General features: G+C 70.1%; 22 protein-coding genes and 2 tRNA genes. 5 read left to right on the top strand and 19 right to left on the bottom strand.

Annotation, left to right across the window (positions count from 1 at the left end; translation table 11 throughout):
* Nucleotides 1-60 precede the first annotated feature (60 nt).
* From AB0J66_RS31680 to AB0J66_RS31645, 8 genes are all read right to left on the bottom strand, one after another.
* Nucleotides 61-1,107: a hypothetical protein gene (locus AB0J66_RS31680; protein ID WP_364668415.1), complete on the bottom strand. Its 1,047-nt coding sequence runs from the start codon at nt 1,105-1,107 to the stop codon at nt 61-63.
* Nucleotides 1,108-1,250: 143 nt separating this feature from the next.
* Nucleotides 1,251-2,129, bottom strand: a complete 879-nt coding sequence (locus AB0J66_RS31675) for a hydroxymethylglutaryl-CoA lyase (RefSeq protein WP_364668412.1) — start codon at nt 2,127-2,129, stop codon at nt 1,251-1,253.
* A 7-nt stretch (nt 2,130-2,136) separates the two neighbouring features.
* Nucleotides 2,137-3,465, bottom strand: a complete 1,329-nt coding sequence (locus AB0J66_RS31670; RefSeq protein ID WP_364668409.1) for a biotin carboxylase N-terminal domain-containing protein — start codon at nt 3,463-3,465, stop codon at nt 2,137-2,139.
* Between the two features lie 5 nt (nt 3,466-3,470).
* Nucleotides 3,471-4,076 carry a TetR/AcrR family transcriptional regulator gene (locus AB0J66_RS31665; protein ID WP_364668406.1) on the bottom strand — a complete coding sequence of 202 codons (606 nt, stop codon included), beginning with the start codon at nt 4,074-4,076 and terminating at the stop codon, nt 3,471-3,473.
* Between the two features lie 73 nt (nt 4,077-4,149).
* On the bottom strand, nt 4,150-6,804 hold the full coding sequence (locus AB0J66_RS31660) for a tetratricopeptide repeat protein (RefSeq protein WP_364668403.1): 2,655 nt from the start codon (nt 6,802-6,804) through the stop codon (nt 4,150-4,152).
* A complete protein-coding gene (locus AB0J66_RS31655; protein ID WP_364668400.1) occupies nt 6,801-8,540 on the bottom strand; it encodes an HSP90 family protein in 1,740 nt (579 codons plus the stop codon). Before AB0J66_RS31655 ends, AB0J66_RS31660 begins: the two co-directional genes overlap by 4 nt.
* Before the next feature lie 66 nt (nt 8,541-8,606).
* Nucleotides 8,607-9,506, bottom strand: a complete 900-nt coding sequence (locus AB0J66_RS31650) for a sulfurtransferase (RefSeq protein ID WP_364668397.1) — start codon at nt 9,504-9,506, stop codon at nt 8,607-8,609.
* A gap of 36 nt (nt 9,507-9,542) precedes the next feature.
* Nucleotides 9,543-10,316, bottom strand: coding sequence for an SGNH/GDSL hydrolase family protein (locus AB0J66_RS31645; protein ID WP_364668394.1), 774 nt, complete (start codon nt 10,314-10,316; stop codon nt 9,543-9,545).
* A 137-nt stretch (nt 10,317-10,453) separates the two neighbouring features.
* Here AB0J66_RS31645 and AB0J66_RS31640 point away from each other — a divergent pair, with 137 nt between their 5' ends.
* Genes AB0J66_RS31640 through AB0J66_RS31625 form a run of 4 tightly spaced genes read left to right on the top strand, consistent with a single transcriptional unit; the run spans nt 10,454 to nt 13,709 of the window.
* Complete coding sequence (locus tag AB0J66_RS31640; RefSeq protein WP_364668391.1) at nt 10,454-12,187, top strand: proline--tRNA ligase; 1,734 nt, start codon at nt 10,454-10,456, stop codon at nt 12,185-12,187.
* 28 nt (nt 12,188-12,215) lie between these two features.
* On the top strand, nt 12,216-12,608 hold the full coding sequence (locus AB0J66_RS31635; protein WP_364668389.1) for a CBS domain-containing protein: 393 nt from the start codon (nt 12,216-12,218) through the stop codon (nt 12,606-12,608).
* A 22-nt stretch (nt 12,609-12,630) separates the two neighbouring features.
* Nucleotides 12,631-13,065, top strand: a complete 435-nt coding sequence (locus tag AB0J66_RS31630) for a SufE family protein (RefSeq protein ID WP_364668386.1) — start codon at nt 12,631-12,633, stop codon at nt 13,063-13,065.
* 11 nt (nt 13,066-13,076) lie between these two features.
* Entirely contained in the window at nt 13,077-13,709 is a 633-nt protein-coding gene (locus AB0J66_RS31625; protein WP_364668384.1) for a DsbA family oxidoreductase, read from the top strand.
* A gap of 25 nt (nt 13,710-13,734) precedes the next feature.
* Here AB0J66_RS31625 and AB0J66_RS31620 read toward each other — a convergent pair whose 3' ends face one another.
* Nucleotides 13,735-14,286 carry a YbaK/EbsC family protein gene (locus AB0J66_RS31620; RefSeq protein ID WP_364668724.1) on the bottom strand — a complete coding sequence of 184 codons (552 nt, stop codon included), beginning with the start codon at nt 14,284-14,286 and terminating at the stop codon, nt 13,735-13,737.
* A 129-nt stretch (nt 14,287-14,415) separates the two neighbouring features.
* Between AB0J66_RS31620 and AB0J66_RS31615 the strand changes: the two genes are divergently transcribed.
* Nucleotides 14,416-14,880, top strand: coding sequence for a hypothetical protein (locus AB0J66_RS31615; RefSeq protein WP_364668381.1), 465 nt, complete (start codon nt 14,416-14,418; stop codon nt 14,878-14,880).
* 5 nt (nt 14,881-14,885) lie between these two features.
* On the opposite strand, the gene AB0J66_RS31610 is transcribed toward AB0J66_RS31615, so the two are convergent.
* The 10 genes from AB0J66_RS31610 to gyrB form a co-directional block, all read right to left on the bottom strand.
* Entirely contained in the window at nt 14,886-15,287 is a 402-nt protein-coding gene (locus AB0J66_RS31610; RefSeq protein ID WP_364668379.1) for an NUDIX hydrolase, read from the bottom strand.
* 132 nt (nt 15,288-15,419) lie between these two features.
* Nucleotides 15,420-16,712, bottom strand: coding sequence for a cyclopropane-fatty-acyl-phospholipid synthase family protein (locus AB0J66_RS31605; protein ID WP_364668377.1), 1,293 nt, complete (start codon nt 16,710-16,712; stop codon nt 15,420-15,422).
* An 89-nt stretch (nt 16,713-16,801) separates the two neighbouring features.
* Entirely contained in the window at nt 16,802-17,338 is a 537-nt protein-coding gene (locus tag AB0J66_RS31600) for a helix-turn-helix domain-containing protein (RefSeq protein ID WP_364668722.1), read from the bottom strand.
* A 64-nt stretch (nt 17,339-17,402) separates the two neighbouring features.
* On the bottom strand, nt 17,403-18,080 hold the full coding sequence (locus tag AB0J66_RS31595; protein ID WP_364668374.1) for a DUF6461 domain-containing protein: 678 nt from the start codon (nt 18,078-18,080) through the stop codon (nt 17,403-17,405).
* 537 nt (nt 18,081-18,617) lie between these two features.
* Nucleotides 18,618-18,693, bottom strand: a tRNA-Ala gene (locus AB0J66_RS31590).
* A gap of 37 nt (nt 18,694-18,730) precedes the next feature.
* Complete coding sequence (locus tag AB0J66_RS31585) at nt 18,731-18,859, bottom strand: DLW-39 family protein (RefSeq protein ID WP_364668720.1); 129 nt, start codon at nt 18,857-18,859, stop codon at nt 18,731-18,733.
* Nucleotides 18,860-19,032: 173 nt separating this feature from the next.
* Nucleotides 19,033-19,106, bottom strand: a tRNA-Ile gene (locus tag AB0J66_RS31580).
* Between the two features lie 80 nt (nt 19,107-19,186).
* Nucleotides 19,187-20,086 carry a DUF3566 domain-containing protein gene (locus AB0J66_RS31575; RefSeq protein ID WP_364668371.1) on the bottom strand — a complete coding sequence of 300 codons (900 nt, stop codon included), beginning with the start codon at nt 20,084-20,086 and terminating at the stop codon, nt 19,187-19,189.
* 3 nt (nt 20,087-20,089) lie between these two features.
* The gene (gyrA, locus tag AB0J66_RS31570; protein ID WP_364668368.1) at nt 20,090-22,597 is read right to left on the bottom strand and encodes a DNA gyrase subunit A; all 2,508 of its coding nucleotides are present in this window, start codon (nt 22,595-22,597) and stop codon (nt 20,090-20,092) included.
* 105 nt (nt 22,598-22,702) lie between these two features.
* Nucleotides 22,703-24,649, bottom strand: a complete 1,947-nt coding sequence (gyrB, locus tag AB0J66_RS31565; RefSeq protein ID WP_364668366.1) for a DNA topoisomerase (ATP-hydrolyzing) subunit B — start codon at nt 24,647-24,649, stop codon at nt 22,703-22,705.
* Between the last annotated feature and the right edge of the window lie 133 nt (nt 24,650-24,782).

The raw sequence follows: 24,782 nt of genomic DNA, 5'->3' as shown, positions 1-24,782 counted from the left end.
CAAGCGGTTCGGGAATCGGGCTGGTCGCCGGCGGCCGGGCGGACCGCCGAGCGTGATCACTCAGTCAGGGGAGACGGTCGGTGCCTCGGCATCGTGCTGCCGGGCCTCGACATCGGACGCGATCGCAGCCAGATGGCTGGCCATCGTGCTGCTCACGATCGCGGCCGGCAGGAAGGCCGCGGAGCCACCTTCCGTCGGAGTCCCCGACCCGCTGGTCGGGGTGCCGCTGACGTCCCCGAGGCGCAGCCGCACAGGAGCGGCCGGCTCGTCACCGCCGGGTGTGCTGTCCCCCTCGACCTTCTCCGGCCCACCGACCTTCGCCGCCTGAGCGGCGCGGGCGTGGTGGTGGTGCCGGCGGGCCGACTTCGTGGAGGAGACCTTGCCGTGCTTGACCGCGACGACGGCGTGATGGCCGGCGTTCGCCGCGCGGAAGGTCTTGGTGCTCGTGACAGGGCTCGCCGTGATGGCACTGACCGGCCGCGGTTCGGGCTGCCGGTCGGCCGTCGAGGGCTCCGGCCGGTCGCCGGCCGGGCTCTCGGTCTCGGTGATGGCGTCCGTCACCGCGGCGAGCCGCTGCGGGGTCTCCGGGCCGCCGATGAGGCGGATTGTGCCGGTGACATCCGAGAGGACCTGGTCGACGTCGCTCACGGCGTCGTCGACGGGGGTCCCGTCGTCCTGCTGCGTGACCTCGTCGACAGTCTCCGCCGGATGGGAGAGAACCCGCCGGGGAACGTCGAGGATGTCGGTCATGTGTCTCTCGTGGTCCGGCCGTTCGGCCTCCAGCGGCTCGACAGCCGCCTGCAGGAGATCGGTGACCGGGGTTGTGGTGTCGGCGCCGATGACGGAGCCGAGCAACGAGCCGTCCGGCCCGTCGACCCGGTCCGCGGCGTGCGCGGCAGCACCGGTGAGCAGCCAGGCCGCACCGGCCAGGCCGCCGACGACGAGGACTCGCAGGCCCCACCGGGATCCGGTGTGCCGGCGTGCGCGGCTCTCCGTACGCCACTCCGCCCCCTGGATGTGAGGCGGCACGGGCGAGGAGTCGCCGGCGGGCGGCACGGACGGCAGTGGGCACGCCGTGCGCGTACGCCCGACCCCCAGTTCCGTCATGATCCGCCCCTCGTCGTTGACCCGATCCGATGGCGGATCCGCCGCATTCGGCGATATCGGCCACTCGGTATTGGTAACGAAACGAAGGGACGGCGGTCACGCCGGCGAATGGGAAAACTGATCGCAACGATCTGCGGCCGAAATCACACCAGTCTGGTGCGTGGTCCGGCGCGTAGAACACCGGACGGAAGGGTACGGCCGAGGAGTTTTTCGGCCAGGGCGGCCGTTTCGATCAGTCTCTCCAGGTCTATGCCGGTCTCGATGCCCATGTCGTGGAGCATGTGGACGACCTCCTCGGTCGCCACGTTGCCCGAGGCGCCCGGCGCATAAGGACAGCCCCCGATCCCGCCGGCGCTGGCGTCGAACTCGGTCACCCCGAGCTCGAGCGCGGTCAGGATGTTGGCCAGACCCGTACCCCTGGTGTTGTGGAAGTGCAGGAGGTCGGGACGGACGGTCGAGAGAAGGTCACGGACCCGGCGCGGAGTCGCCATGCCGGTCGTGTCGCCGAAGGCGATGCGGTCGGCCCCGTCGGCCCGGACCCGGGCCACGATGCCGGCCACCCGTTCGGGATCGATGTCGCCCTCGAACGGGCAGCCGAAACTGGTCGCGACGATCACCTCGACCGTCGCGCCGGCCTCGTGGATCAACGGAATGAGGGAGGCGATGTCGTCGAGCGACTCGTCGGTCGACCGGTTGAGGTTGCGGCGGTTGTGCGTGTCCGAAGCGGACACGACGACCTCGATCTCACGGAAGCCGGCCGCGATCGCCCGCTGCGCGCCCCGGGTGTTGGGGATCAGCGCGGAGTAGCGGATCTCCGGGTTCTTCGTGGCCCGGGACCAGACCTCGTCGGCGTCGGCCATCTGCGGGATGGCCTTGGGGTGCACGAACGAGACGGCCTCGATCCGGCGGACCCCCGTCCCGCTCAGCGCGTCGATCAGCGCGACCTTGGCCTCGGTCGGAATGGGCTCCTCGTTCTGCAGCCCGTCGCGCGGCGCGACCTCTCGGATGCTCACGGACGTCATCGGCGGATCACCTCATCCGGGACACGATGCCGGTGTCGTAGTCGCCGGAGAGGAACTCCGGATTTTCCAGCAGCTCGGCGAAGAAGGGCAGGTTGTTCTTGGGGCCGGCGATCTGGAAGCCGCTCACGGCCACGCGCGCCCGCGCGAGAGCCTCCTCGCGATCGGCGCCGAAGACGATCAACTTGGCCATCAGCGAGTCGTAGTGCTGGGTGACCGCCGTGCCCTCGGCGTAGCCGGAGTCGACGCGGACGCCCTCGCCGGACGGCTCGACCCAGGTGGTGATCGGCCCGGGACCGGGGAAGAACCGCTTCGGGTCCTCGGCGTTGATCCGCATCTCGATCGCGTGGCCGCGGGTGGCTCGCGGTGGGTCCGTCAGCTCGCCCGACGCGATCCGGAGCTGCTCCTCGACCAGGTCGATGCCGTGGATCAGCTCGGTGATCGGGTGCTCGACCTGCAGGCGGGTGTTCATCTCGAGGAAGAAGAACTCGCCGCTGGCCGGGTCGAGCAGGCACTCGACCGTGCCCGCGTTGCGGTAGCCGACGGCCTCACCGGCCCGGACCGCGGCGGCCAGGAAACGCTCACGCAGCTCGGGGGTGACCGCGGGGCTGGGCGACTCCTCCACCAGTTTCTGATTGCGGCGCTGCACCGAGCACTCGCGCTCGGACAGGGCGATCACCCGGCCGTCGGCCAGGCCGAGGATCTGCACCTCGACGTGGCGGACCCGGGGGAAGTAGCGCTCGATCAGCACCGAGCCGTCGCCGAACATGCGCTCGGCGAAGACGCGGACCTTGTCGTACTCGGTGCGCAGGGCGGCCTCGTCGCCGGCGACCGCCATGCCCATGCCGCCGCCCCCGGCGGCGGCCTTGACCATCACCGGGTAACCGATCTCGGTGGCGGCCTCGACGGCAGCCTCCACAGTGGCCGCCGGGTCGTGCGAGCCCGGCGCGACCGGCACGCCGGCCGCCGCCATGATGTTGCGGGCGTTGATCTTGTCGCCCATCGCGGCGATCGCCTCGGGGCCGGGGCCGACCCAGATCAGGCCGTTGGCCTCGACGGCCCGGGCGAACTCGGCGCTCTCGCTGAGGAAACCGTAACCGGGGTGGATGGCCTGGGCCCCGGTCGATTTCGCGGCGGCCAGGATGGCCTCGGCGTTGCGGTAGCTCTGGGCCGGGTTGGCCGGGCCGACGCAGATCGCCTCGTCGGCCTCGGTCACGAACGGCATCCCGGCGTCGGGCTCCGAGTGGACCACGATCGTGCGGATGCCCAGCCGCCGGGCGGTCCGGACGATCCGGCGGGCGATCTCGCCCCGGTTCGCGACGAGCAGCGACTCGATCATCGGCCTCAGCGCCCCGTCAGCGCGTGCATCGTGGCCTCGCGCAGCAGCGCCGCCCGGCGCCGGCGATCGACCTCGCCGCCGAGGAACGGCGTCGAGTTCATCAGGCCGAACGCCGAGTGGGCGAGCACCCGGGCCTCGGCCGCGTCGAGCTCGGGACGCAGCTTGGCCAGCACGCCGACCCACTCCTCGACGTAGAGGCGCTGAAGCCGGCGGATCTGGCGCCGCGGCTCCTCGGGCAGCCGATCGAGCTCGTGCAGGTGCAGAGCGATGACGGCCGGGTTGGCCAGGGCGAACTCGACGTGGAAGTCGATCAGGTCGGCGAGCGCGGCGCTGGCGTCCTCGGGGTGCAGGGCGACGCGGGCCTCGCCGCCGTGCAGCAGGCCCTCGCTGACCGGGATGAGCGCCGCCACCAGCATCGCCTCCTTGCCGGCGAAGTGGTGGTAGAGCGCCGGGCCGGTCACGCCGGCGGCCGAGCCGATGTCGTCCATCGAGACACCGTGATATCCACGGGCCGCGAAGAGGCCCACCGCGATCTCCAGGATCTCGTCCCGGCGCGACCGGCGCCGGGGAGCGGGCGGCCCCGGGCGCTGCTGCTGATCAACCGTTGTCACGAGGTCACTCTAACCCTCTGTCAAGGCATGTGCTTAACGTGCGTTAAGGATCCTACTCGCCGGTAGGACCTCTTTACTCCCCTGAAGGATGGCGGGCCTCCCCCAGCATGGTCTCGATCGTGGCCGCGTCCTCCTCCGCCCCGATCGCCCGCAGACGCTCCGGCAACGGCTCCAGACGAGTCACGGCCTCGGCGTGCCGGCCACGGGCCATCAGCAGGCCGGCCGCCTCGCGGGCGACCATCGAGCGCTGCCAGATCGCGTTCGGCTCGGCCGCCGTCCCGGGCGGAAGCTGAGCGTAGAGCTTCTCGGCCTCGTCGGCCACGGCCAGCCCGGTGGGCGCGTCGTCGGCGTAGTGCAGGGCGCTCACCCGGCGGCGCAGCACCCGCAGCTCGCCGATCAGGTCGCCCGCCTCGTGCAGCGCCCGGGCCGCGGCCTCGAACGTCTGGGCCGCCTCGGCGTCGCGGTCCATGTCGTAGAGCAGCGCGCCCGCCTGCTCGCCGACCTGACCGCGCCCGGCCGGGTTGCCGGCCAGGCCCTCGATCAAGGCGCGATAGAGGGCCAGGGCGCCCTGGTTGTCGCCGATCTCGCGGTAGAGCCCGGCGAGCAGGAAACGCACGTCGTCGGCCGGGGCGCCGAGCTCGAGCCGCTCGAAGCGCAGCAGCGCCTCCTCGGCCACCTCGGCCGCCTCGATCGGACGGCCGGCCTCTTTATAGGCACGGGCCAGGTCCTGCCGGACGAAGGCGCCGGCCTGCTCCTGGTCGTGCTCGGCGGCCAGGGCGGCCGCCTCGACCAGGTCGGCGATAGCGTCGGCGGGGCGGCCGAGATGCAGCAGCGCGCGGCCGCGACCGGCCCGGGCCATCAGCGTCAGGTGGGGCTCGTCGGCGGCCAGCATCTGGCCGAAGGCCTCCACCGCCTGCTCGGGGTCGGTGGCCAGATCGGCGACGATCATGGCGGCCTCGGCCATCCGGCCCGCCGGGCCGTGCTCGCGGAAGAAGTCCCGGGCCCGAGTGGCGGCGGCCAGCGCCTCCTCCGGGTCTTCGAGGGCCAGCGCGACGCGGGCCCGCCAGACGTCGTGCACAGCTTGATGGCGAGGGAGCCCGGCCGCGATGGCCGCCTCGTCGGCCCGGTCGAGGCTCTCGCGAGCGGCGGTGAAGTCGTCCCCGGTGAACTGAGCGATGGCCAGCCGGGACCAGGCGCTGGAGCGCTGCCGGTCGTCGCCGTGCCCGGTCATCCGCGCGACCTCGGCCCGGACCAGGGCGATGCCCTCCTCCTGGCGGCCGGTCAGGCAGCACAGGATGCCCAGGCGACCACCGGCCGCGGCCGCCCGCTCGGCGGCGCCGGCCCGGGTGAGCAGGTCGACCGCTTCGCGCCAGGCCGCCTCGACCCCTTGCGGGTCACGCCGCCAGTCACTGACCACACCCTGCAACGCCGCCCGCCGACCGGCCTCCTCGAGCGACGGCGTGGGGAAACGGGCGTCGAAGGCGGCCAGAGTCGCGATCGCCGCCTCGTCGCGGTCCTCGCCGACGTGCTCCTCGGCCAGGTCGAGGAGCACGGAGGCGCTCAACCCGGCCGGCACCTCGGGCGTCGTGTCCTTTTTGTCCGGTCGAGGCGGCGTGGTGGTGGTCCGGGCCGACGGCGACAGGGCCAGGGTCACCCCGAAGGGCTCACGGACCAGCCACTCGGCGATCCGGCTGCTCTGGGCGGTGGTGCCGTTACGGGCGTCGAACCGGGCGGCCAGCTCGGTCGCCTGGGTCTCGAGCTCGGTCGCCAGCCCGGCCGCCGTGATCTCGGGACGGCCCAGGCGGCGTACGGTCGCGTCGCCGTGGCCGAGGCCGGTGACCCGGCGCAGCAGGTGGCCGCCGGCGGCCGCGAACTCCATGGCCGCCATCGGCGACGGCGCCTTGTCAAGCCAGTCGATGTGCCGCTGGAGGATCTCCAGACCTCGGTGCTCGTTGCCGGTGCGGGCGCAGAAGGCGATGTGGCCGGCCACCGATTCCATGTCGGCCAGGTTGGCGCGCTGCCGACGGTACGACCGGCGGTGCGCGTCCGCCGCGTCGGACTCCCGGCCGGTCAGCAGGTAGGGAACCATCAGCTCCTCGAGGATCGCCTGCGGCTGCTCGATGCAGTTGAGCGTCCCGGCGAGCACCGGGTCGGCGTGCTCGACGGCGTCGGCGAAGCGGCCCCGGGTGGAGAGGTAGGCGGCGACGTCGGTGGGGTCGCAGCCGACGCAGTCGGAGAGCCGGTCGCGCGGGGCGGCCTGCCACTTCTCGTACCAGGCGTCGGCGTCGTCGCGCAGACCGATGTGGTCGGCGACGATGTAGCGGTATTTGTAGAGCGCGCCCAGTCCGGCGCCGTGCTCGCGATAGCGCCGCTCCATGTCGTCGAGCACCGCGTACGTCCGGGCCAGCGGCACCTCGGGGAACTTGGTCAGGGCGTTGACCATGCTCTTGAACAGCCACAGCAGGCTGTGCTGGGCCCGCTGGTGGTACGGCTGCGGGTTGCGGTCGAAGTCGGCGATGCACCAGGAGAAGGTGACGAACGCCTTGGCCGGCTCGCCGCCGTAGATGTAGGCGTTCGTGGCGGTCAACCGGGTCACGAAGGCCAGATGCGGGTCGGCGGGGCCGTCGACGTGGCGCAGGATCTGCTCCACGAGCGCGATCTGGGCGGCTCCGTACGGCATGTCCTCGGCCTGGGAGATCAGCTCCCACAGCTCCTCGGCGGTCTTCATCGCTCCTCCTCCGAGACGGCGCGCTCCAGGAGGCCCAGGAACGAGGTGGTCAGCAGGGCGGCGTCGGCCGGCCGGATCGGGTGGTGGCCCAGCATGAGCGCCTGGCCGTAGAGCGACTCGACCGCCAGACCGATCAGCTCGGGATCGGCGATGCCGATCACTCGGCGCACCAGCGCGTTGCGGTGGTTGAGCACGAGCTGCGGACGGTCGGCCGGCGCCGTGTGGGCCAGCGCGTCGAGCACGCCACCCCACAGGTCGTCGGCCCGGTCGCGGCCGGTGCTGAACTCCTCGTGGAACGCGGCGGACCGGCTCACCAGGTAGAGCGCGGGCAGCGTGGCCGGGTCGAAGGCACGGACCTGGACCTCACAGCCGAGCCGGTCGAGACGGCGCTGGGCGGCGGTGAGGAACGGGCGCAACCGCAGCTCGGTCTCGAGGTCGACCTCGGTGAACCGGGTCGCCAGGTCGGACGGCTCGAGTCGCTCGACCCGCACCTCGGAGTCCACTGTGGCCAGCCGCTCGATCAGGTCGGCGTCGTAGACGTAGCCACCGTTGATCAGGGCGACCTCCTGGGCCGCGGCCACGGCGGCGAGCTGGCGGAACTCGTCCGTGGTGGCGGCATAGCGGATCACGCCCCACCGCTCGCGGAACTCGGCCAGCGTCAACTGGCCCATGTTGGTCTCCATGGCGTACCACTGCTCGACCAGGCGCAGCATCTCGTCGTCGTGCAGGGCGAGGGCCTTGACGCCGAGGTGATGGATGCCGAGGAAGCGGGACAGCTGCCGTGGGTCGGTGGCGGCCAGCCGGACGAGCCAGCCGCGCAGCTGGTCGGCGATGGCCTCCCGGGTGTCGGCGAGCAGGCCATCGTCGTAGAGTGCCTCGCGGCTGGCGGTGGGGCGCAGCTCGGTGCTGTCGACGACGCAGCGGGCGAAGAACGCCCACTCGGGCAGCAGGCCCTCGACGCTCTCGGAGAGCAGCATCCGCTTGAGGTAGACACGGTGGCCGCCGCGGGTGGCCGGGTTGACCGGCGTCGGCAGGATGAACGCGACGCCGGTCAGGCCGGCCTCGGGCACGCTGAGCTCGACCGCGTCGAACGGACGGAAACCGAAGACCTCCTGGGCATACGCCGCCAGGGCCTCATCGCCGCGCTCCCACGGGACGGCGCCGCTGGTCACCCGCGTCCCGTCGACCTCGACGGACACGGGCAGCAGCGAACCGTAAAGCTCGGCCAGCTCGCGAACGGTCGTACCGCTCAGCAAGGACTCGGAGCCGCGGCGCGGCAGCAGGGTGACCGTCGTCCCGGGCTCGCGCTCCTCGCCGGCGCGGACGTCGTAGCGGCCGTCGGAATACCCCGTCCAGAGCACGGGCTCAGCGCCGGCGCGCTTGGTGTGGACGCGGATCTCGTCCGCGACCAGGAAGCACGAGAGCAGGCCGATGCCGAACTGGCCGAGGAACTCGTGGCGGGCGAAGCCCAGCTCGTCGCGTTTCGAGCTGCGGCCGATCGTGGCCAGCAGCTCGTGGACCTGGGCCTCGGTGAGCCCGATGCCGTTGTCGGCCACGCGCAGGCCGTGGTCGCCGGTCGTGATGGTCACCGAGCCCGACGCGAGATCGCCGGTGGCGGTGATCGCATCGACCGCGTTCTGCAGCAGCTCACGGACGTAGACGCGTGGGCTCGCGTAGAGGTGGTGACTCAGCAGATCGACGATGCCCCGGAGATCGACCTGGAACGTGTTGCTCACGGCGGACAAGGTACCGCCCGGGACCGACAAGAACGGGGCGGTTTTCCGGCCGCCCCGTTTCTTGCGCTAGGAGAGGCCGCCCGGCTCGCTGCCCTTGGCGATGGGGGCGCGGACCAGGTTGCCCCACTCCGTCCACGAACCGTCGTAGTTGCGGACCTGCGGGTAGCCGAGCAGGTGGTGCAGCACGAACCAGGTGTGGCTCGACCGCTCACCGATCCGGCAGTAGGCGATGATGTCGTCGCTCGAGTCGAGCCCCAGCTCGTCGGAGTAGATCTTGGTCAGCTCGTCGGCCGGCTTGAAGGTGCCGTCCTCGTTGGCCGCCGACTTCCACGGCTTGCTGACCGCGCCCGGGATGTGCCCGCCGCGCAGCGCGCCCTCCTGCGGGTAGGCCTCCATGTGGGTCAGCTCGCCCGTGTACTCCTGCGGGGAACGCACGTCGACCAGTGGACGGCCGCTGCTGATGTGGGCCATGACCTGGTCGCGGAAGGCGCGGATCTCGGCGTCGTTGCGCACCGGCACCGGGTAGTCGGCCGCCGGCCGCTCGGTGCGGTCGCGGGTCAGCGGACGGCCCTCGGCCACCCACTTCTGCCGGCCGCCGTCGAGCAGCCGGACGTCGCGGTGACCGAAGAGCTCGAAGACCCAGAGGGCGTACGCCGCCCACCAGTTGAAGTTGTCGCCGTAGAAGACGATCGTGTCGTCGCGGCCGATGCCCTTGGCTGACAGGAGCGCGGCGAAGGCGGCCGGGTCGAGGTAGTCGCGGGTGAGCTGGTCGTTGAGCTCGAGATGCCAGTCGACCTTCACCGCGCCGGGGATGTGGCCGGTGTCGTAGAGCAGCACGTCCTCGTCCGACTCGACCACCACCAGACCGGGGGTGTCGAGGTTGGCGGCGAGCCACTCGGTGGTGACGAGCTTGTCGGGGTGCGCGTAGGCCTGGAGGGTGGGCGCCGGATCGTTCGCAACGGACATGGTTGTCACGCTATCCCCTCATCGGGCGGCTCAGCGTCAGGCCGCCATGTCGGCCCTCACCGGGGCCAGTTCCGGGCGCTTGGCCATGACCTGGTCGCCCGACGAGTGGCCGCGCAGGTGCCGGCCGACCCAGGGGGCGAGGTGCTCGCGGGCCCAGCGCAGGTCGGCGCCGCGGGCCAGCAGCCACGGGGTGGGCTCGGGGTTCGGCGGCACCAGCATCCACTGGTCGTCACAGCCGACGCCGAGCGCGTTGAGCACGTGGCCGGCCACCCGGCGATGACCGGCCGGGGAGAGGTGCAGCCGGTCCGGGGCCCACATGTGCGGGTGGCGGAAGGCGTCGTCGGCGAACAGGTCGATGACGTACGCGCCGTACTTCTCCCCCAGCGCCCGGGCCCCGTCGTTGAGCACCGCGGCCCGCCGGCCGAGCACCGCGGGCAGATTGACGGTCACGTCGGCGAAACGGAACAGGATCATGTCGGCCCCCGTGCCCCTTACCCGGGCGACCACCTGCTCCATGCGTTCGACCAGCTCGTACGGGTGGACACGGGGCCGCAGCGAGTCGTTGCCGCCGGCCGCGAAGCTGACCAGATCGGGCTTCATGGCGAGCGCCGGCTCGAGCTGCTCGTCGACGATCTGGCCCATCAACTTGCCGCGGATCGCGAGGTTCGCGTAACCGAAGTCGGGCCCCGAGTCGACGGCCAGACGGGCCGCCACCAGGTCGGCCCAGCCTCGGAACGTCCCGTTCGGGTAAGCATCGTTCAGCCCCTCGGTGAAGCTGTCCCCCATTGCCACGAAGCTCTGCCACGCCATGGCAGCCCCCTTAACGCACCCTGAATTTTGCTCGTAGGGCACACATTTCCACCGATGTAAGGAGCGCGGAAGCGTGACGATGACGACACGACTTAAACCGGTGTCCTTCGTCGCACAGCCTCTCTACGCTGCTGCGCATGCTGTTGCGAATGTCCACCTTGCTGCTCCGCACCCTTCGCGAGGAGCCGGCCGAGGCCGAGGTGCCGAGTCATCGGCTGCTGCTGCGCGCCGGGTACATCCGCCGCGCCGCCCCGGGTGGATACACGTGGCTGCCGCTGGGCAAGCTCGTCCTCGACCGGATCACCGCGGTCGTGCGGGAGGAGATGGCCGCGATCGGCGGGCAGGAGGTGTCGTTCCCGGCCCTGCTGCCCCGCGAGCCGTACGAGACGACCCACCGCTGGACCGACTACGGCGACGACATCTTCACGCTCAAGGACCGGCGGGGCGGCGATTACCTGCTCGCGCCCACCCATGAGGAGATGTTCACCCTGCTCGTTCAGGACATGACCAGCTCCTACCGTGACTTCCCACTGATGCTGTTCCAGATCCAGACGAAATACCGCGACGAGGCCCGGCCCCGGGCCGGGCTGCTGCGCGGCCGCGAGTTCCTGATGAAGGACGCGTATTCGTTCGCGCTCACCGACGCCGAGCTCGCTTCGGCCTACGGCGCGGTCCGCGCGGCCTACCAGCGCACCTTCGCGCGGATCGGGCTCGACCACACGATCGTCTCGGCAGTGTCCGGGGCCATGGGCGGCTCGGCCTCCGAGGAGTTCCTCGCGGCCAGCGACGTGGGCGAGGACACGTTCGTCGGCTGCACCTCGTGCTCCTATGCGGCCAACACCGAAGCGGTCGTCACCCCTGTGCCGCCTACTTCTTCGTCCACGGCCGGCGAGCTCACCGTGCACGACACCCCGGACACCCCGACCATCGCCTCGCTGGTCGACCTGGCCAACGCGCGGGCCCTCGGCGGCCGCAGCGACTGGACGGCGGCCGACACGCTGAAGAACGTGGTCGTCACCGTCCACCGCCCCGGCGCCGAGGACGAACTGCTGGTGATCGGTGTGCCCGGTGACCGTGAAGTCGACCCGAAGCGGCTCGACGCCGCGCTCGCCCCGGCCACGGCCACCCTCTTCGACGACTTCGCGGCCCGGCCCGACCTGGTCAAGGGCTACATCGGCCCGCAGGGCATCAAGGTGCGCTACCTGGCCGACCCGCGCGTGGCGCCGGGCACGGCCTGGCTGACCGGCGCCAACGAGCCCGGCAAGCACGCGATCAACGTGGTCGCCGGCCGGGACTTCACGCCCGACGGCACGATCGAGGCGGCCGAGGTCCGCGCGGGCGACCCCTGCCCGGTCTGCGACGACGGCTCGCTCACCATCCGGCGCGGCATCGAGATCGCGCACATCTTCCAGCTGGGCCGGCGCTATACGGACGCGTTCAAGGTGGACGTGCTGGGGGCCGACGGCAAACCGGTCCGGCCGACCATGGGGTCGTACGGCATCGGGGTCTCGCGCGCGGTCGCCGCCATCGCCGAGCAGCACCACGACGAGCGCGGCCTGCTCTGGCCGGACGAGGTCGCCCCGGCCGACGTGCACCTCGTGGCCGCCGGCAAGGACGGCCAGATCGAGGCGGCGCTGGCCCTCGGCGCCACGTTGCGGGCGGCCGGGCTGCGGGTGCTGGTCGACGACCGGCCGAACGTGTCGCCCGGGGTGAAGTTCACCGACGCCGAGCTCATCGGCATCGCCCGGTCCGTCGTGGTGGGCCGCCGGCTGGCCGAGGGATTCGCCGAATTTCGCGATCGCCGCACAGGTTCCCGCGAAGAGGTGCCGATCACGGACATACCGCGTGTAATCACGGCTGCACTCGGGTAACTCCATTCACAACACGGGAGGTGTGCGCATGGCGAGGCCATCGGTCGCCGATGTCATGACTCGGCAGGTCGTCTATCTGCCCGAGGCGACCATGCTGGACGAGGCCGCTCAGGTCATGCGCGATCGCGCCATCGGCGACGTCGTGGTGACCAAGGGCCCGACGATGATCGGCGTGGTCACCGACCGCGACATCGTGGTGCGGGCGATAGCGGAGAATCTGCCCGTCAAGACGACGTCGCTCGGCGACATCACCTCCCATGAGCTGATCATGGTGGAGCAGTCGGCCACCATCGACGAGGCCGTGCAGGCGATGCGGGAGCGCGGCGTGCGCCGGCTGCTGGTCTGCGACGCCGATCGCAAAGTGGTCGGCATCATCAGCCTGAGCGACGTGGCGCTGCTGCCTACCTCCGCGCCGGCCTGACTTCTCCGCGTAGGGTCGCTCTGTGACCGACATGCCCCCGAAGCTCGCCGAGATCGTCGACGAGTTCGCTTCGGCGCCCCGCGACGTGGTTCTCGAGATGCTGCTCGAGTTCGCCGACTCCATGCCGCCGCTCCCGGCCGACCTGGCCGGGCACGACGGCATGGAGCAGGTGCCGGAGTGCCAGACCCAGTTCTTCCTCAAGGCGACGGTGCAGCCGGACGACACCGTGGTCACCTGGTTCGACTGCCCGCCGGAGGCGCCGACCACCCGTGCCTTCGCCGGCATCCTGGCCGAGGGCCTGCAGGACGCGACGACGGCCGAGATCCTGGCCGTGCCCGACGATCTGTACGCGCGGATGGGCCTGGCCCAGGCGATCAGCCCACTGCGCATCCGCGGCGGCTCGGCCATCCTGGCCCGGCTCAAGCGCCAGATCGCCGCCCAGGTCGCGGCACGTTAGGGTTCCCTCCCGTGGATATTCAGGTCTGGGCCGACGTCGTCTGCCCCTGGTGCTACCTCGGCAAGCGCCGCCTCGAGGAGGCGCTGACCGAGCACCCGGGCGACGTCACCGTCACCTACCGGGCGTTCCAGCTCGACGCGACGCCGGTGCCCGCTCCGCTGCCGATCAAGCAGGCCATGGCGGCGAAGTTCGGCAACGCCGATCAGATGCTCGCCCACGTGACCTCGATCGCCGCCGCCGAGGGCATCACCATCGACTACGACCGGGCCATCGCGGCCAATACGTTCGACGCCCACCGGCTGATCGCGTGGGCCGCGAGCCAGGGCCGCCAGGCCGACATGCTGGACGCACTGCAGCGGGCCCATTTCGCCGACGGTGTCGACGTCGGCTCCCGGAAGGCGCTGGCCGGCGTGGCCGGCTCGATCGGCCTGAACGAGACCGCGGCCGCGGCCTACCTCGACACCGACGCCGGCACGAGCGCCGTCGAGACCGACCTGACCGAGGCCCGTGAGCTCGGCATCGCCAGCGTCCCGTTCTTCGTGGTGGACGGCAAGTACGCCATCCAGGGCGCCCAGGACTCGGCCACGATCCTGACCGCCCTGGAAGAGATCGCCCGCCGTGAGGCCGTTGACGCGGGTCGATGATGTTCCACGTGAAACACGATTGATATCAGTCAATCATCTTGGCCAGGTCCGGAATCACCTCGGCCCCCGGTAGCGCGCCCAGGGCCGGGCCGGCGATCGCGATCTTGCTGTGCCGCACGCCTGATCCGACGATCACGTGCGGCGTGGCCGCCACCCGGGCGTCGACCAGGATCGGCCAGTCGGCGGGCAGGCCGATCGGGGTGATCCCGCCGTACTCCATGCCGGTCAACCGCACCGCGTCGTCCATCGGGGCGAAACTGGCCTTGCGCGCGTCCAGGTAGCGCCGCACCACGCCGTTGACGTCGGCCCGGGTCGTGGCCAGCACGATGCACGCCGCGTAGCGGGTCACCTCGCCGCGCCGGCCGGCGACGATCACACAGTTGGCCGAGACGTCCAGGCCCACGTCGTACGCCTCGCAGAACGCCGCCGTGTCGGCCAGCTCCGGGTCGATCGGGGCGACCAGCACCTGATCGGCGTCGACCGGAGCGTCCTCCGGCCACACAGCCAGGGCCTTGGAGACCGGCGGGGCCAGCAGGTCGGGGCGGGACTGGGCGGGTTCGAGCTTCAGGCTTCCCATCACGCACGCCATCCTCGCTCAATCCGCGGGCGCCAACTAGTCCTCTCCCTCCCGGGTGGCCCACACCTCTCAGACGGCGCCGTTTTCTGCCGACTATCAAACACTGTGAAGGAACGCAGAAGCGCCCGCGTGGGTACCGTCAGTGGCCTGGCCCTACTGGCCGGCGGCACCGCGATGGTGGCTGCCTCGGGCGGCGGGACCCACTCGGTCTTCGCCACGTTCCTGCTGGCCGTCCTCACGGCCGGGCTTGGCCATTCCCTGGCGGTGGAGATCAAGCGACAGGCCCGCCGGGGCCGCCCCGCGCGCTGGAGCCGGTCCGACACGGTCAACGCCGTGCTGCTCGGGCTCTGGGCCGAACTGGCCCTCGACATGTCGATCCTGCAGACCGGCTCGGAACGTCTCGTCGGCCTGGGACTCGCGGTGGCCTACGCCGCCGCCTGCGTCTATTTCGTCACCGAGCGCCGCCGCGCCGGGAAGAGGCCGCCGGCCGAGCCCTCGATGACCTCGGATCAGGCCGCGGCCCGCATCGAGACTGCGACGTCGAACCACGCCGCGGCCGCCTCAGCGCCTTCCGGGACCGCTGGGCCCCGGTAGCCGCCCTAAGCGGCCGGCAGCACGACGATCATCGGCGGGACCGGCACGCCGCCGTTCGTCTCGATCGGCAGCTCCGGCGCGGGCAGCCAGTCGAGCCCCAGCGGCTCCGGCCCGAAGCCGTCGTCGACGCCCACCCGAGGCTCGCCGTCGGCCACGGTCACCGAGAACACCGAGGTCATCCCCGAGGGGTACGGCATCTCGAGGATGTGCCGGGCCTCGCCCACGACCAGGCCCGTCTCCTCGAAGACCTCACGCCGGACGGCCTGCTCGGCGGTCTCGCCGGGCTCCAGACCGCCACCGGGCAGGGTCCACCACTCGCCGCCACCGGATCGCCGGCTCCGCTCGTGCACCATCAGCACACGGCCGTCCCGCACGATCACGGCGGCGGCCCGTTTTCGTTCGTCCACGGTCGCAGGCTAACCGGCCCCACGGGGTTCACGCACGACCAGTGGAAAAACCTGTGGACAACGTCCGGATTCGTTTCTGGGTAATCGAACTGTCACCGACCGAAAAGGACACGCGCCCGGTGACAGCATCGATCACACCGAATAGGCGCTCCGCGTAGCGGGCATATCGCTCGTACCGTCCCGGTGCTCCTTGACCGCTAGCACCTGGTTCACCCCGATTCCGGCCCGCTCGAAGGCCAGCGCCGACGCGGCCATGTACAGCCGCCACACCCTGGCCCGGCCCGGGCTGGTCAGCTCCACCGCCTCGGCCCAGTCCGACTCCAGGTTCGCCACCCACGCGCGCAGCGTGCGGCCGTAGTGCTCCCGGAGCGCGTGCACGTCGCGTACCTCGAAGCCGGCCTGCTCCAGCAGGGTGACCGTCGTGCCGACCGGGGCCAGCTCGCCGTCCGGGAAGACGTACGCGTCGATGAAGGACCGCTGCTGGTGCGGCTGCTTCTCGGCCAGGCGCAGCCGGGAGATCTGGTGGTTGAGCAGCCGGCCGCCCGGCTTGAGCTGGCCGTGGAGGATCTGCGCGTACTCCAGGTACGGCCCCGTGCCGACATGCTCGGCCATGCCGACGCTGGAGATCGCGTCGAACGGGCCGTCGTCGAGGTCGCGGTAGTCCTGCACCCGGATCTCGACCTGCTCGGTCAGACCGGCCTCGGCGACCTGCTTACGGGCGAAGTCGGCCTGCTCGGTCGAGAGCGTGATGCCCAGGACCCGTACGCCGTACTCGCGGGCGGCGTGGATGGCCAGGCTGCCCCAGCCGCAGCCCACGTCGAGCAGGCGCATGCCCGGCTCCAGGCCCAGCTTGCGGCAGATCAGGTCGAGCTTGTCGCGCTGCGCGTCGGCCAGCCCGTAGCCGGGCTCGTCGGAGACCCAGTACGCGCAGGAGTAGACCATGCTCGGCCCGAGGACGATCCGGTAGAAGTCGTTGCCGACGTCGTAGTGGTGGCTGATCGCCTGCCGGTCCCGCCGCTTGCTGTGCCGGCTGCCGGTGACGACCATCTCCTCCGGTGGCGGCTTGGGCTGGGTGCCGAGCACGCCGAGCCGCACCAGGTCGCCGAAGACGGACCGGATCGGGACGTCCCTCAGCTCCGGCGCCCGCCAGATCAGGGCGGCCAGGCGGGTCAGCGCGTCGTACAGATCACCCTCGACGTCGAGCTCGCCCGAGACGTACGCCCGGGCCAGCCCGAGCTCGTTGGGCTGCCAGATGATCCGGCGCAGGGCCCGCCGGCTGCGCAGAATCACCACCGGGGTGCCGGCCGGACCGGCCTCGGTGCCGTCCCAGGCCCGGATCCGTACAGGCATCGGCGCTTGTAACAGCGCTTCGAGCAGATCCTTGAGCCGCGTGGCTGTGTTGAGATGCGGAATGGTCGTCGGCATCGGTACCTCCCGGGGGCGCAGACGATCTCCACTATCTGCCTGCGAACCCGAGATACATAAGGCCCTGATCTACTTTTGTGATCGAGGACTCACACTGCGCGCATGACCCGCTCGAGGGTCTCCAGGCGCATGGGTCTTGCCTGGTCACGGCGGCTTTCGGCGAGGGCCGTCAGGACCGCCCGCCGTTCCGCCTCCGACAGCACACCCGCGAAGGGAGACGTGCTGCGCAACTGAACCGCATACTGCGCCGGAGAAGTCAGAGTGTCTATGACGGCGAGCACTCCGTTGTCCAGCAGACCCTCCCACCGATCGAGCCAAGCCCATTCCTGGCCGGCGGGGTGAAGGGTGCGCAGCCGCCGAAGATTGATCGCCGCGGCGGCCAGAACGGCCGGCGGGTGGGCGGCCAGCTTGGCCGCGATCGCACGATGCAGCCACAGCTGCTCGGTCTGCTCCCTGGTCAGCACAGGGTGAATCAGAGCCTCCACATCGGATCGCCGCACCCGCCGCTGCGGGCCGACATTGACATACGGCAGAAGCCCCCGGGCGCAGAGATCCAGCACGCGGCGTCTCGGGAACCGCAGAAGAACCGCGGCCTCACCGATGCTGAGAAACTCGGCTGTGCGCATCGTCACACGTGGATATTGTCGTGGTCGGTCGGGGACTGCAACAACCGAACGGGTGATGCTTCTTTCAGCGAGGGGCTGAGCTGAAGGCGTAGGTGCGCTCTTTCAGAAGATCCAGGGTCAGCGGTACGCCGGTCAGGCGCTCAGCAAGCGCGAACGAGGCGGCTTGCCGGGTTGCCGGGGTGTAGCCGACGGCGTTGATCATCGGGGCGAGCTCGGAGGCGCGGGTGCCCAGGCGCCGACCGTCGGTGGCGGGGTCGAATTCGAGCTCGACTACGCGGTCGGTCATGACCAGGAAGCGGCTGTGGTTGTCGGCTCCGCGGTAGTTGCAGACGACTGTGGTGCCTACGGAGAGCTCGGAGAGGAGCTGGTCGGCGAGCCCTAGGGTGCCGTTGTCCTCGATGATGAGCGAGCTGTTGTCGACCCGGGTGACGCCGAAGAAGTATTTGTCGGTGGTGATGCGCTGGCCGTCGCCGGCGCCCACCAGTTGCTGCCAGACGATGCGTTCGAGCTCTTTGCCGTGGAGGCGTTTCAGGACCTCGGGGGTTCTGATGGTGGCCGCCCAGACGAAGCAGTAGCCCTTGCTCAGGTCTTTGACCTGGGTGAACCACTCGTAGTCGGCTGCGGTCGGGTGACGGTCGATCGCAGCGGCGGAGGGGGTGGGCTCTGTTTTGGTCGCCGATTTGTCGCCGCAGGCTGACAGCAGGCCCAGGGCTGCTAGTCCAAGAACGTTTCTACGGCGCACGGCGGTTAGTAGATCACGTTGGGGGTGTCTGGGCTGTCCTGGAGGGGGAAGACCCTGGGGCGCTGCCCCAGACCCCGGGCCATCGCTGCTGGGATCTGGTTGAAGGGCAAGGACGGGCTTGGGTGATCCCTGCCCTCGCGGCCCCCAGTCACCGCCGCAGCTCAGGTCCCAGCCGGCCTTCCCCACGGCCCGCGCCACCCGCGTCCTTGGCCTTCCCAACGGCCCCGCGCCGCCCGTGCTCCCGGGCTTTCCCGCACCCCGCGCTCCCGCCTTTGCCACAGCCCGCGCCCCCGGCCTTCCCCAGAACCCGCGCCACCCGCGCTCCCGGCCTTCCCCAGAACCCGCGCCACCCGCGCTCCCGGCCTCCCCCACAACCCGCGCCACCCGCGCTCCCGGCCTCCCCCCAGCCCGCGTTCCTGGCCTTCCCGTCGGCTGTGCCGCTGGCCTGGCGCAGGCCGCCTGGCGGGTTGCTGGCGGGGGCAAGCAAAACGGCTCCCGGCCCGCTAGGCGGGTGGGAGCCGTATCTGTCTTCGGTTGTGGTGGAGCCCAGGGGACTTGAACCCCTAACCCCCGCCTTGCAAAGGCGGTGCTCTGCCAGTTGAGCTAGGGCCCCTCGACCAGCAGTCTACGACCGCTGCCGACCACCGGCGCTAGCGGAGATCCGGCGTGGTCGTCGCCTCGTGCCACAGCGCCCGCTCGTCGCTCGACGCCTTGACCTTCTTGAACACCAGAGCCGCCGCGCCAACAACGCCAGCCACGATCAGAAGCTTCTTGAGCATCACGACCCCCAGAAAAGTTGTCTGCGAGCCCTCCAGCCGCAGAAGAGGCGAGAGCGCAACCAAATCACTCACCGCGCCCACCGCAACGTGGGGGTCTGGGGGTCGCCCCCCAGGCAGATATGACAAGCGACCCAGGTCCGCGCACTTTGCGGACACAGGTCGCCTGTCGCGCGTGGGGCTAGCTGGAATCGAACCAGCGACCTCAGAGTTATCAGCTCTGCGCTCTAACCGACTGAGCTATAGCCCCTCAGAAGCGACACCGAAGGTTACCGCACAGGGTTGGGGGCCGCCAAAACGGGGGTGGCCCCCAACCCGTTGTGCTTGGTGTCAGTCCCTCTCGGCGAGGGTCAGTTCGACGCCGCCGACGAGGTCGGCGCAGACGTTGTAGATGAAGGCGCCGAGGGTGGCCAGGGCGGTGAACAGGACTACGTTCACGGCGCCGATCAGCATGGAGGTGCCGATGACGCCCCAGGCGGTGATCTGGAAGCCGCCGCTGGAGTCGGTGCTGTCGCTGCCGGTGGCGGTGACGAGCTCCTTGAGGCTGGTGTTGACCTCGCCCCAGACGCCCATGGCGTCCAGCGCCAGGTAGAGCACCGAGGTGGCGACCACCACGACGATGAACAGGACCACGGAGACGGCGAAGGAGAACTTCATCACGGACCAGGGGTCGATCCGCTTGAGGTTCAGCCGGGCCCGGCGCGGGCCGCGGGCGGCGGCCGAGGTGACCGTGGTGCGGGCCGAGCGGACCGCTTCGGTGACCCGGGCCGCGCCGACCGCGTTGCCGCCCTGGGGCTGCTGCTGCGGGCCGGCCGGGCGGGCCTTGCCGGAGGTGGTCTGCCCGGGTGCCGGCGCCGCGGCGGCGCCGCCGGGGCGCTGCTGCGGGCCTGTGCCGGCGCCGCCGGGCTTGGCGGCTCCGGGCACGCTGACACGTCCCGAGGTGCTGCCGGGGGCAGCGCCTTTGCCCTTGGTGACGGTCGGCACACTGGCCGAGCCTTTCACGATGCCGCCGGTGGGGCGTTTCGTGTCGTCACTGTCGGCGTTGGGCTCACCGGGGGGCGGGGCCATGCCCGGCGCCCGGGTGAACTTCGGCGGGGACGGGGCTTCGGCGGGGGCCGCCGTACGAGCCGCGGCTGACTCGCGTCCGTTCTTGGCGGCGTCTTTCTTGGCCGCTTCGTCCGGAGTCGCTGAGCTCCCCGTGGCCCCCGACTTCGCCTGTGTCTCCGGCATCAACTAGTCCTGTTCGTCAGGCTCGTCGGCATTGCGAGCAAGCGCCACGATGGTTACACCTTCTGGGAGGTCCATCAGCTTGACCCCCATTGTGTTCCGATCCCTCGTGCGCCGTACAGGCTTCACGGGAGTCCGGATGACACCACCATTGCTGGTGATGGCAAATAGTTCATCCTCCGGGCTGATCACGAGGGCGCCCACCAGTCCACCACGGCGCTCCGTGATCTTGGCGGTGAGCACACCCTTGCCACCCCGGCCCTGCACGGGATACTCCTCGATCGGCGTGCGCTTCGCATACCCACCGTTGGTGGCGACCAACACATCCATGCCGTCGCGCACGACCTCCATGGCGAGCAGCTCGTCGTTGTCGCTGAACCGCATGCCGATCACGCCCGAGGTGGCCCGGCCCATGGGTCGCAGCGCCTCGTCGGTGGCGTTGAACCGGATGGCCTGAGCCTTCTTGGAGACCAGCAGCAGATCGTTCTCCGATGCCGCCAGGGCCGCGCCCACCAACTCGTCGTCCTCCCGCAGGTTGATGGCGATGATGCCACCGCTGCGGTTGGAGTCAAATTCCTCGAGGCGGGTCTTCTTCACGAGGCCATTCTTAGTGGCGAGCACAAGGTATGGCGCGACCTGGTAGTTCGGGATCTGGATGACCTGCGCGATGTGCTCGTCGGGCTGGAAAGCCAGCAGGTTGGCGACGTGCTGGCCCTTGGCCACCCGGGCCGCTTCGGGCAGCTCGTAGGCCTTGGCCCGGTAGACCCGGCCTTTGTTGGTGAAGAACAGCATCCAGTCGTGCGTCGAGATGACGAAGAAGTGCGACACGATGTCGTCCTGCCGCAGCGTGGCGCCGCTGACACCCTTGCCGCCACGCTTCTGCGACCGGTACAGATCGACCTTCGTGCGCTTCGCGTAACCGGTACGTGTGATGGTCACCACAACGTCCTCGCGCGCGATGAGATCCTCCATGGAGACCTCACCGTCGAACGGGATGATCTGCGTGCGCCGCTCGTCGCCGTACTTCTGGACGATCTCGCCGAGCTCGTCGGAGACGATGGCCCGCTGGCGCTCCGGCTTGGCCAGGATGTCCTTGAGGTCGGCGATCTCGAGCTCGATCTTGGCGAGCTCGTCGATGATGCGCTGGCGCTCGAGGGCGGCCAGGCGGCGCAGCTGCATGTCGAGGATCGCGGTGGCCTGCACCTCGTCGACGTCGAGCAGCTGCATCAGGCCCTGGCGCGAGTCCTCGACCGTCGGCGAGCGCCGGATCAGGGCGATGACCTCGTCGAGCATGTCGAGCGCCTTGACCAGGCCGCGCAGGATGTGCGCGCGCTCCTCGGCCTTACGCAGGCGGAACGCGGTCCGCCGGCGGATGACCTCGATCTGGTGGTCGACGTAGTAGCGGATGAACTGCGCCAGGTTGAGCGTGCGGGGCACGCCGTCGACCAGGGCGAGCATGTTCGCGCCGAACGTCTCCTGCAGCTGGGTGTGCTTGTACAGGTTGTTCAGCACGACCTTGGCGACCGCGTCGCGCTTGAGGACCAGGATCAACCGCATGCCCGTACGGCCGGAGGACTCGTCCCGGATGTCGGCGATGCCGGTGAGCTTGCCCTCCTTGACCAGCTCGGCGACGCGCTCGGCCAGGTTGTCCGGGTTGACCTGGTAGGGCAGCTCGGTGACGACCAGGCAGGGGCGGCCGCGCGGGTCCTCCTCGACCTCGACGACGGCGCGCATGCGGATCGAGCCGCGGCCGGTGCGGTACGCGTCCTGGATCGCCTGCTGGCCGACGATCAGGCCGTAGGTCGGGAAGTCGGGACCCTTGACGATCTCGAGCATGGCCTCGAGCGCGGTGGCTTCGTCGGAGTCGGGGTTGTCCAGCTGCCACTGCACGGCGCCGGCGATCTCGCGCAGGTTGTGCGGCGGGATCTTGGTGGCCATGCCGACCGCGATGCCCTCGGAGCCGTTGACCAGCAGGTTGGGGAAGCGGGCGGGCAGGATCGTCGGCTCCTGCGTACGCCCGTCGTAGTTGTCCTGCATGTCGACGGTGTCCTCGTCGATGTCACGCAGCATCTCCATCGCCAGCGGCGACAGCTTCGACTCGGTGTAGCGCATGGCGGCCGGCGGGTCGTTGCCGGGCGAGCCGAAGTTGCCGTTGCCGTCGATCAGGGGGTAGCGCAGCGACCACGGCTGCCCCATCCGCACGAGGGCGTCGTAGATCGACGAGTCGCCGTGCGGGTGGTAGTTGCCCATGACGTCGCCGACGACGCGGGCGCACTTGACGTATCCGCGGTCGGGCCGGAAGCCGGAGTCGTACATCGCGTAGAGGATCTTGCGGTGCACCGGCTTGAGGCCGTCGCGGACGTCGGGCAGCGCCCGGCCGACGATCACGCTCATCGCGTAGTCGAGGTACGAGCGCTGCATCTCGACCTCGAGGCCGACGGGCTCGACGCGCTGGGTCACGCCGCCGGGGATCTCCGGGACGTCGCCGTCGGGGGGCTCTGGAGTGTCAGTCACTGTTAACCCTTACTCAAGGTGAAACCAGACATATACGGCAAGTGCCCACGTATCGCTGTGGATAACGTTGTGGAAAGTAGGGTGACGCTGTGGATACTCGGCAACCTAGATGTCCAGGAACCGCACGTCCTTGGCGTTGCGCTGGATGAACGAGCGCCTCGCCTCGACGTCCTCGCCCATGAGAACGCTGAACAGCTCGTCGGCCACCGCGGCGTCGTCGAGCGTGACCTGACGCAGCGTGCGCGTGGCCGGGTCCATCGTCGTGTCCCAGAGCTCGTGGAAGTTCATCTCGCCGAGACCCTTGAACCGCTGGATGTCGTCCGGCTTGGCGTTCGGCTTCTTCTGCTGGCGCAGCGCGATGAGGCCGTCCCGCTCGCGGTCGGAGTACGCGTACTGCGCGTCGTCGCCGCGCTTGTTCCACTTGATCTTGTAGAGCGGCGGGGCCGCCAGGTAGACGTGGCCCTGCTCGACCAGCGGTCGCATGAAGCGGAACAGCAGGGTCAGCAGCAGCGTCTGGATGTGCTGGCCGTCGACGTCGGCGTCGGCCATCAGCACGATCTTGTGGTAGCGCAGCTTGGCGATGTCGAAGTCGTCGTGGATGCCGGTGCCCATGGCGGTGATCAGCGCCTGGACCTCGTTGTTCTTCAGGACCCGGTCGATGCGGGCCTTCTCCACGTTCAGGATTTTGCCGCGGATCGGCAGGATGGCCTGGATCTGGCTGTCGCGGCCCTGCTTGGCCGAGCCGCCGGCCGAGTCGCCCTCGACGATGAACAGCTCGGAGACCCGCGGGTCGGTCGACTGGCAGTCGGCCAGCTTGCCCGGCATCGAGCCCGACTCCAGCAGCGACTTGCGGCGGGCCAGCTTGCGGGCCTGCTGGGCGGCGATACGGGCCCGGGCCGCCTGCGACGCCTTGGTGATGATGATCTTCGCGTCGGTCGGGTTGCGGTCGAACCAGTCGGCCAGCTGCTCGTTGGCCACGCGCTGCACGAAGCTCTTCATGTCGGTGTTGCCGAGCTTGGTCTTGGTCTGGCCCTCGAACTGCGGGTTGGCCAGCTTGACCGAGATGATCGCGGCCAGGCCTTCGCGGATGTCCTCGCCGGAGAGCTTCTCGTCGCTCTTGAGGAACTTCTTCTCGGCCCCGTAACGGTTGACGATGCTGGTCAGCGCCGCCCGGAAGCCCTCCTCGTGGGTGCCGCCCTCGTGCGTGTTGATCGAGTTGGCGAAGGTGTAGACCGACTCGCCGTACGACTCGTTCCACTGCATGGCGACCTCGACTGCCATGCCCTCCTCGGCCGACTCGGCGCCGAAGTCGATGACCGACTTGTGGATCGGGGTCTTCGTGGCGTTGAGGTGGCGGACGAAGTCGGAGATGCCGTCCGCGTACATGAAGGTGACCTTGCGGTGCTCGCCGTCGTCCTCGACCGAGCGCTCGTCGGTGAAGTTGATGGTCAGCGCCTTGTTGAGGAACGCGTACTCCTGCAGGCGCCGGTAGATCGTCTGGAAGTCGTACTCGGTGGTCTCGAAGATCGTCGGGTCGGGCCAGAACTGCACGGTCGAGCCGGTGGTGGCGGTCGGCTCGCCCTTCTCCAGCGTGCCGGGCTTGGACGCGGTGTAGTCCTGCCGCCAGACGAAGCCGTCCTTGTGGATCTCGACGTGCATCTTGGTCGACAGCGCGTTCACGACCGAGACGCCGACGCCGTGCAGGCCGCCGGACACCTTGTAGGCGGTGCCCTCGAACTTGCCGCCGGCGTGCAGGATGGTCAGGGCCACCTCGACGCCCGGCTTCTTCAGTTTCGGGTGCAGGTCGACCGGGAAACCACGGCCGTTGTCGGTGACCGAGACGCCGCCGTCGGCCATCAGGACCACGTCGACGGTGTCGCAGTAGCCGGCCATCGCCTCGTCGACCGCGTTGTCCACAACCTCCCAGACCAGGTGGTGCAGACCGCGCTCGCCGGTGGAGCCGATGTACATGCCCGGGCGCTTGCGGACCGCCTCGAGGCCCTCGAGGACGGTGATCTGACCGGCACCGTATTCCTGGTTGTTCTCTGTCACCCTCGGCCACTTTCTCGTGACGGGGCGGTGAGGCCCCGTACAGGGAGGCGGGCGCGCGGCGGGCGGCGGCGCGCAGGGTCGGCCACAGATGACAACCCGCGGGGAGAAGCGGACCACCGGTGGAACCGTGCTC

Source organism: Actinoplanes sp. NPDC049598, assembly GCF_040675435.1.
GTDB lineage: Bacteria > Actinomycetota > Actinomycetes > Mycobacteriales > Micromonosporaceae > Actinoplanes.
The sequence above is the reverse complement of the archived record's forward strand: the minus strand, read 5'-3'. Positions and strand labels throughout refer to the sequence as shown.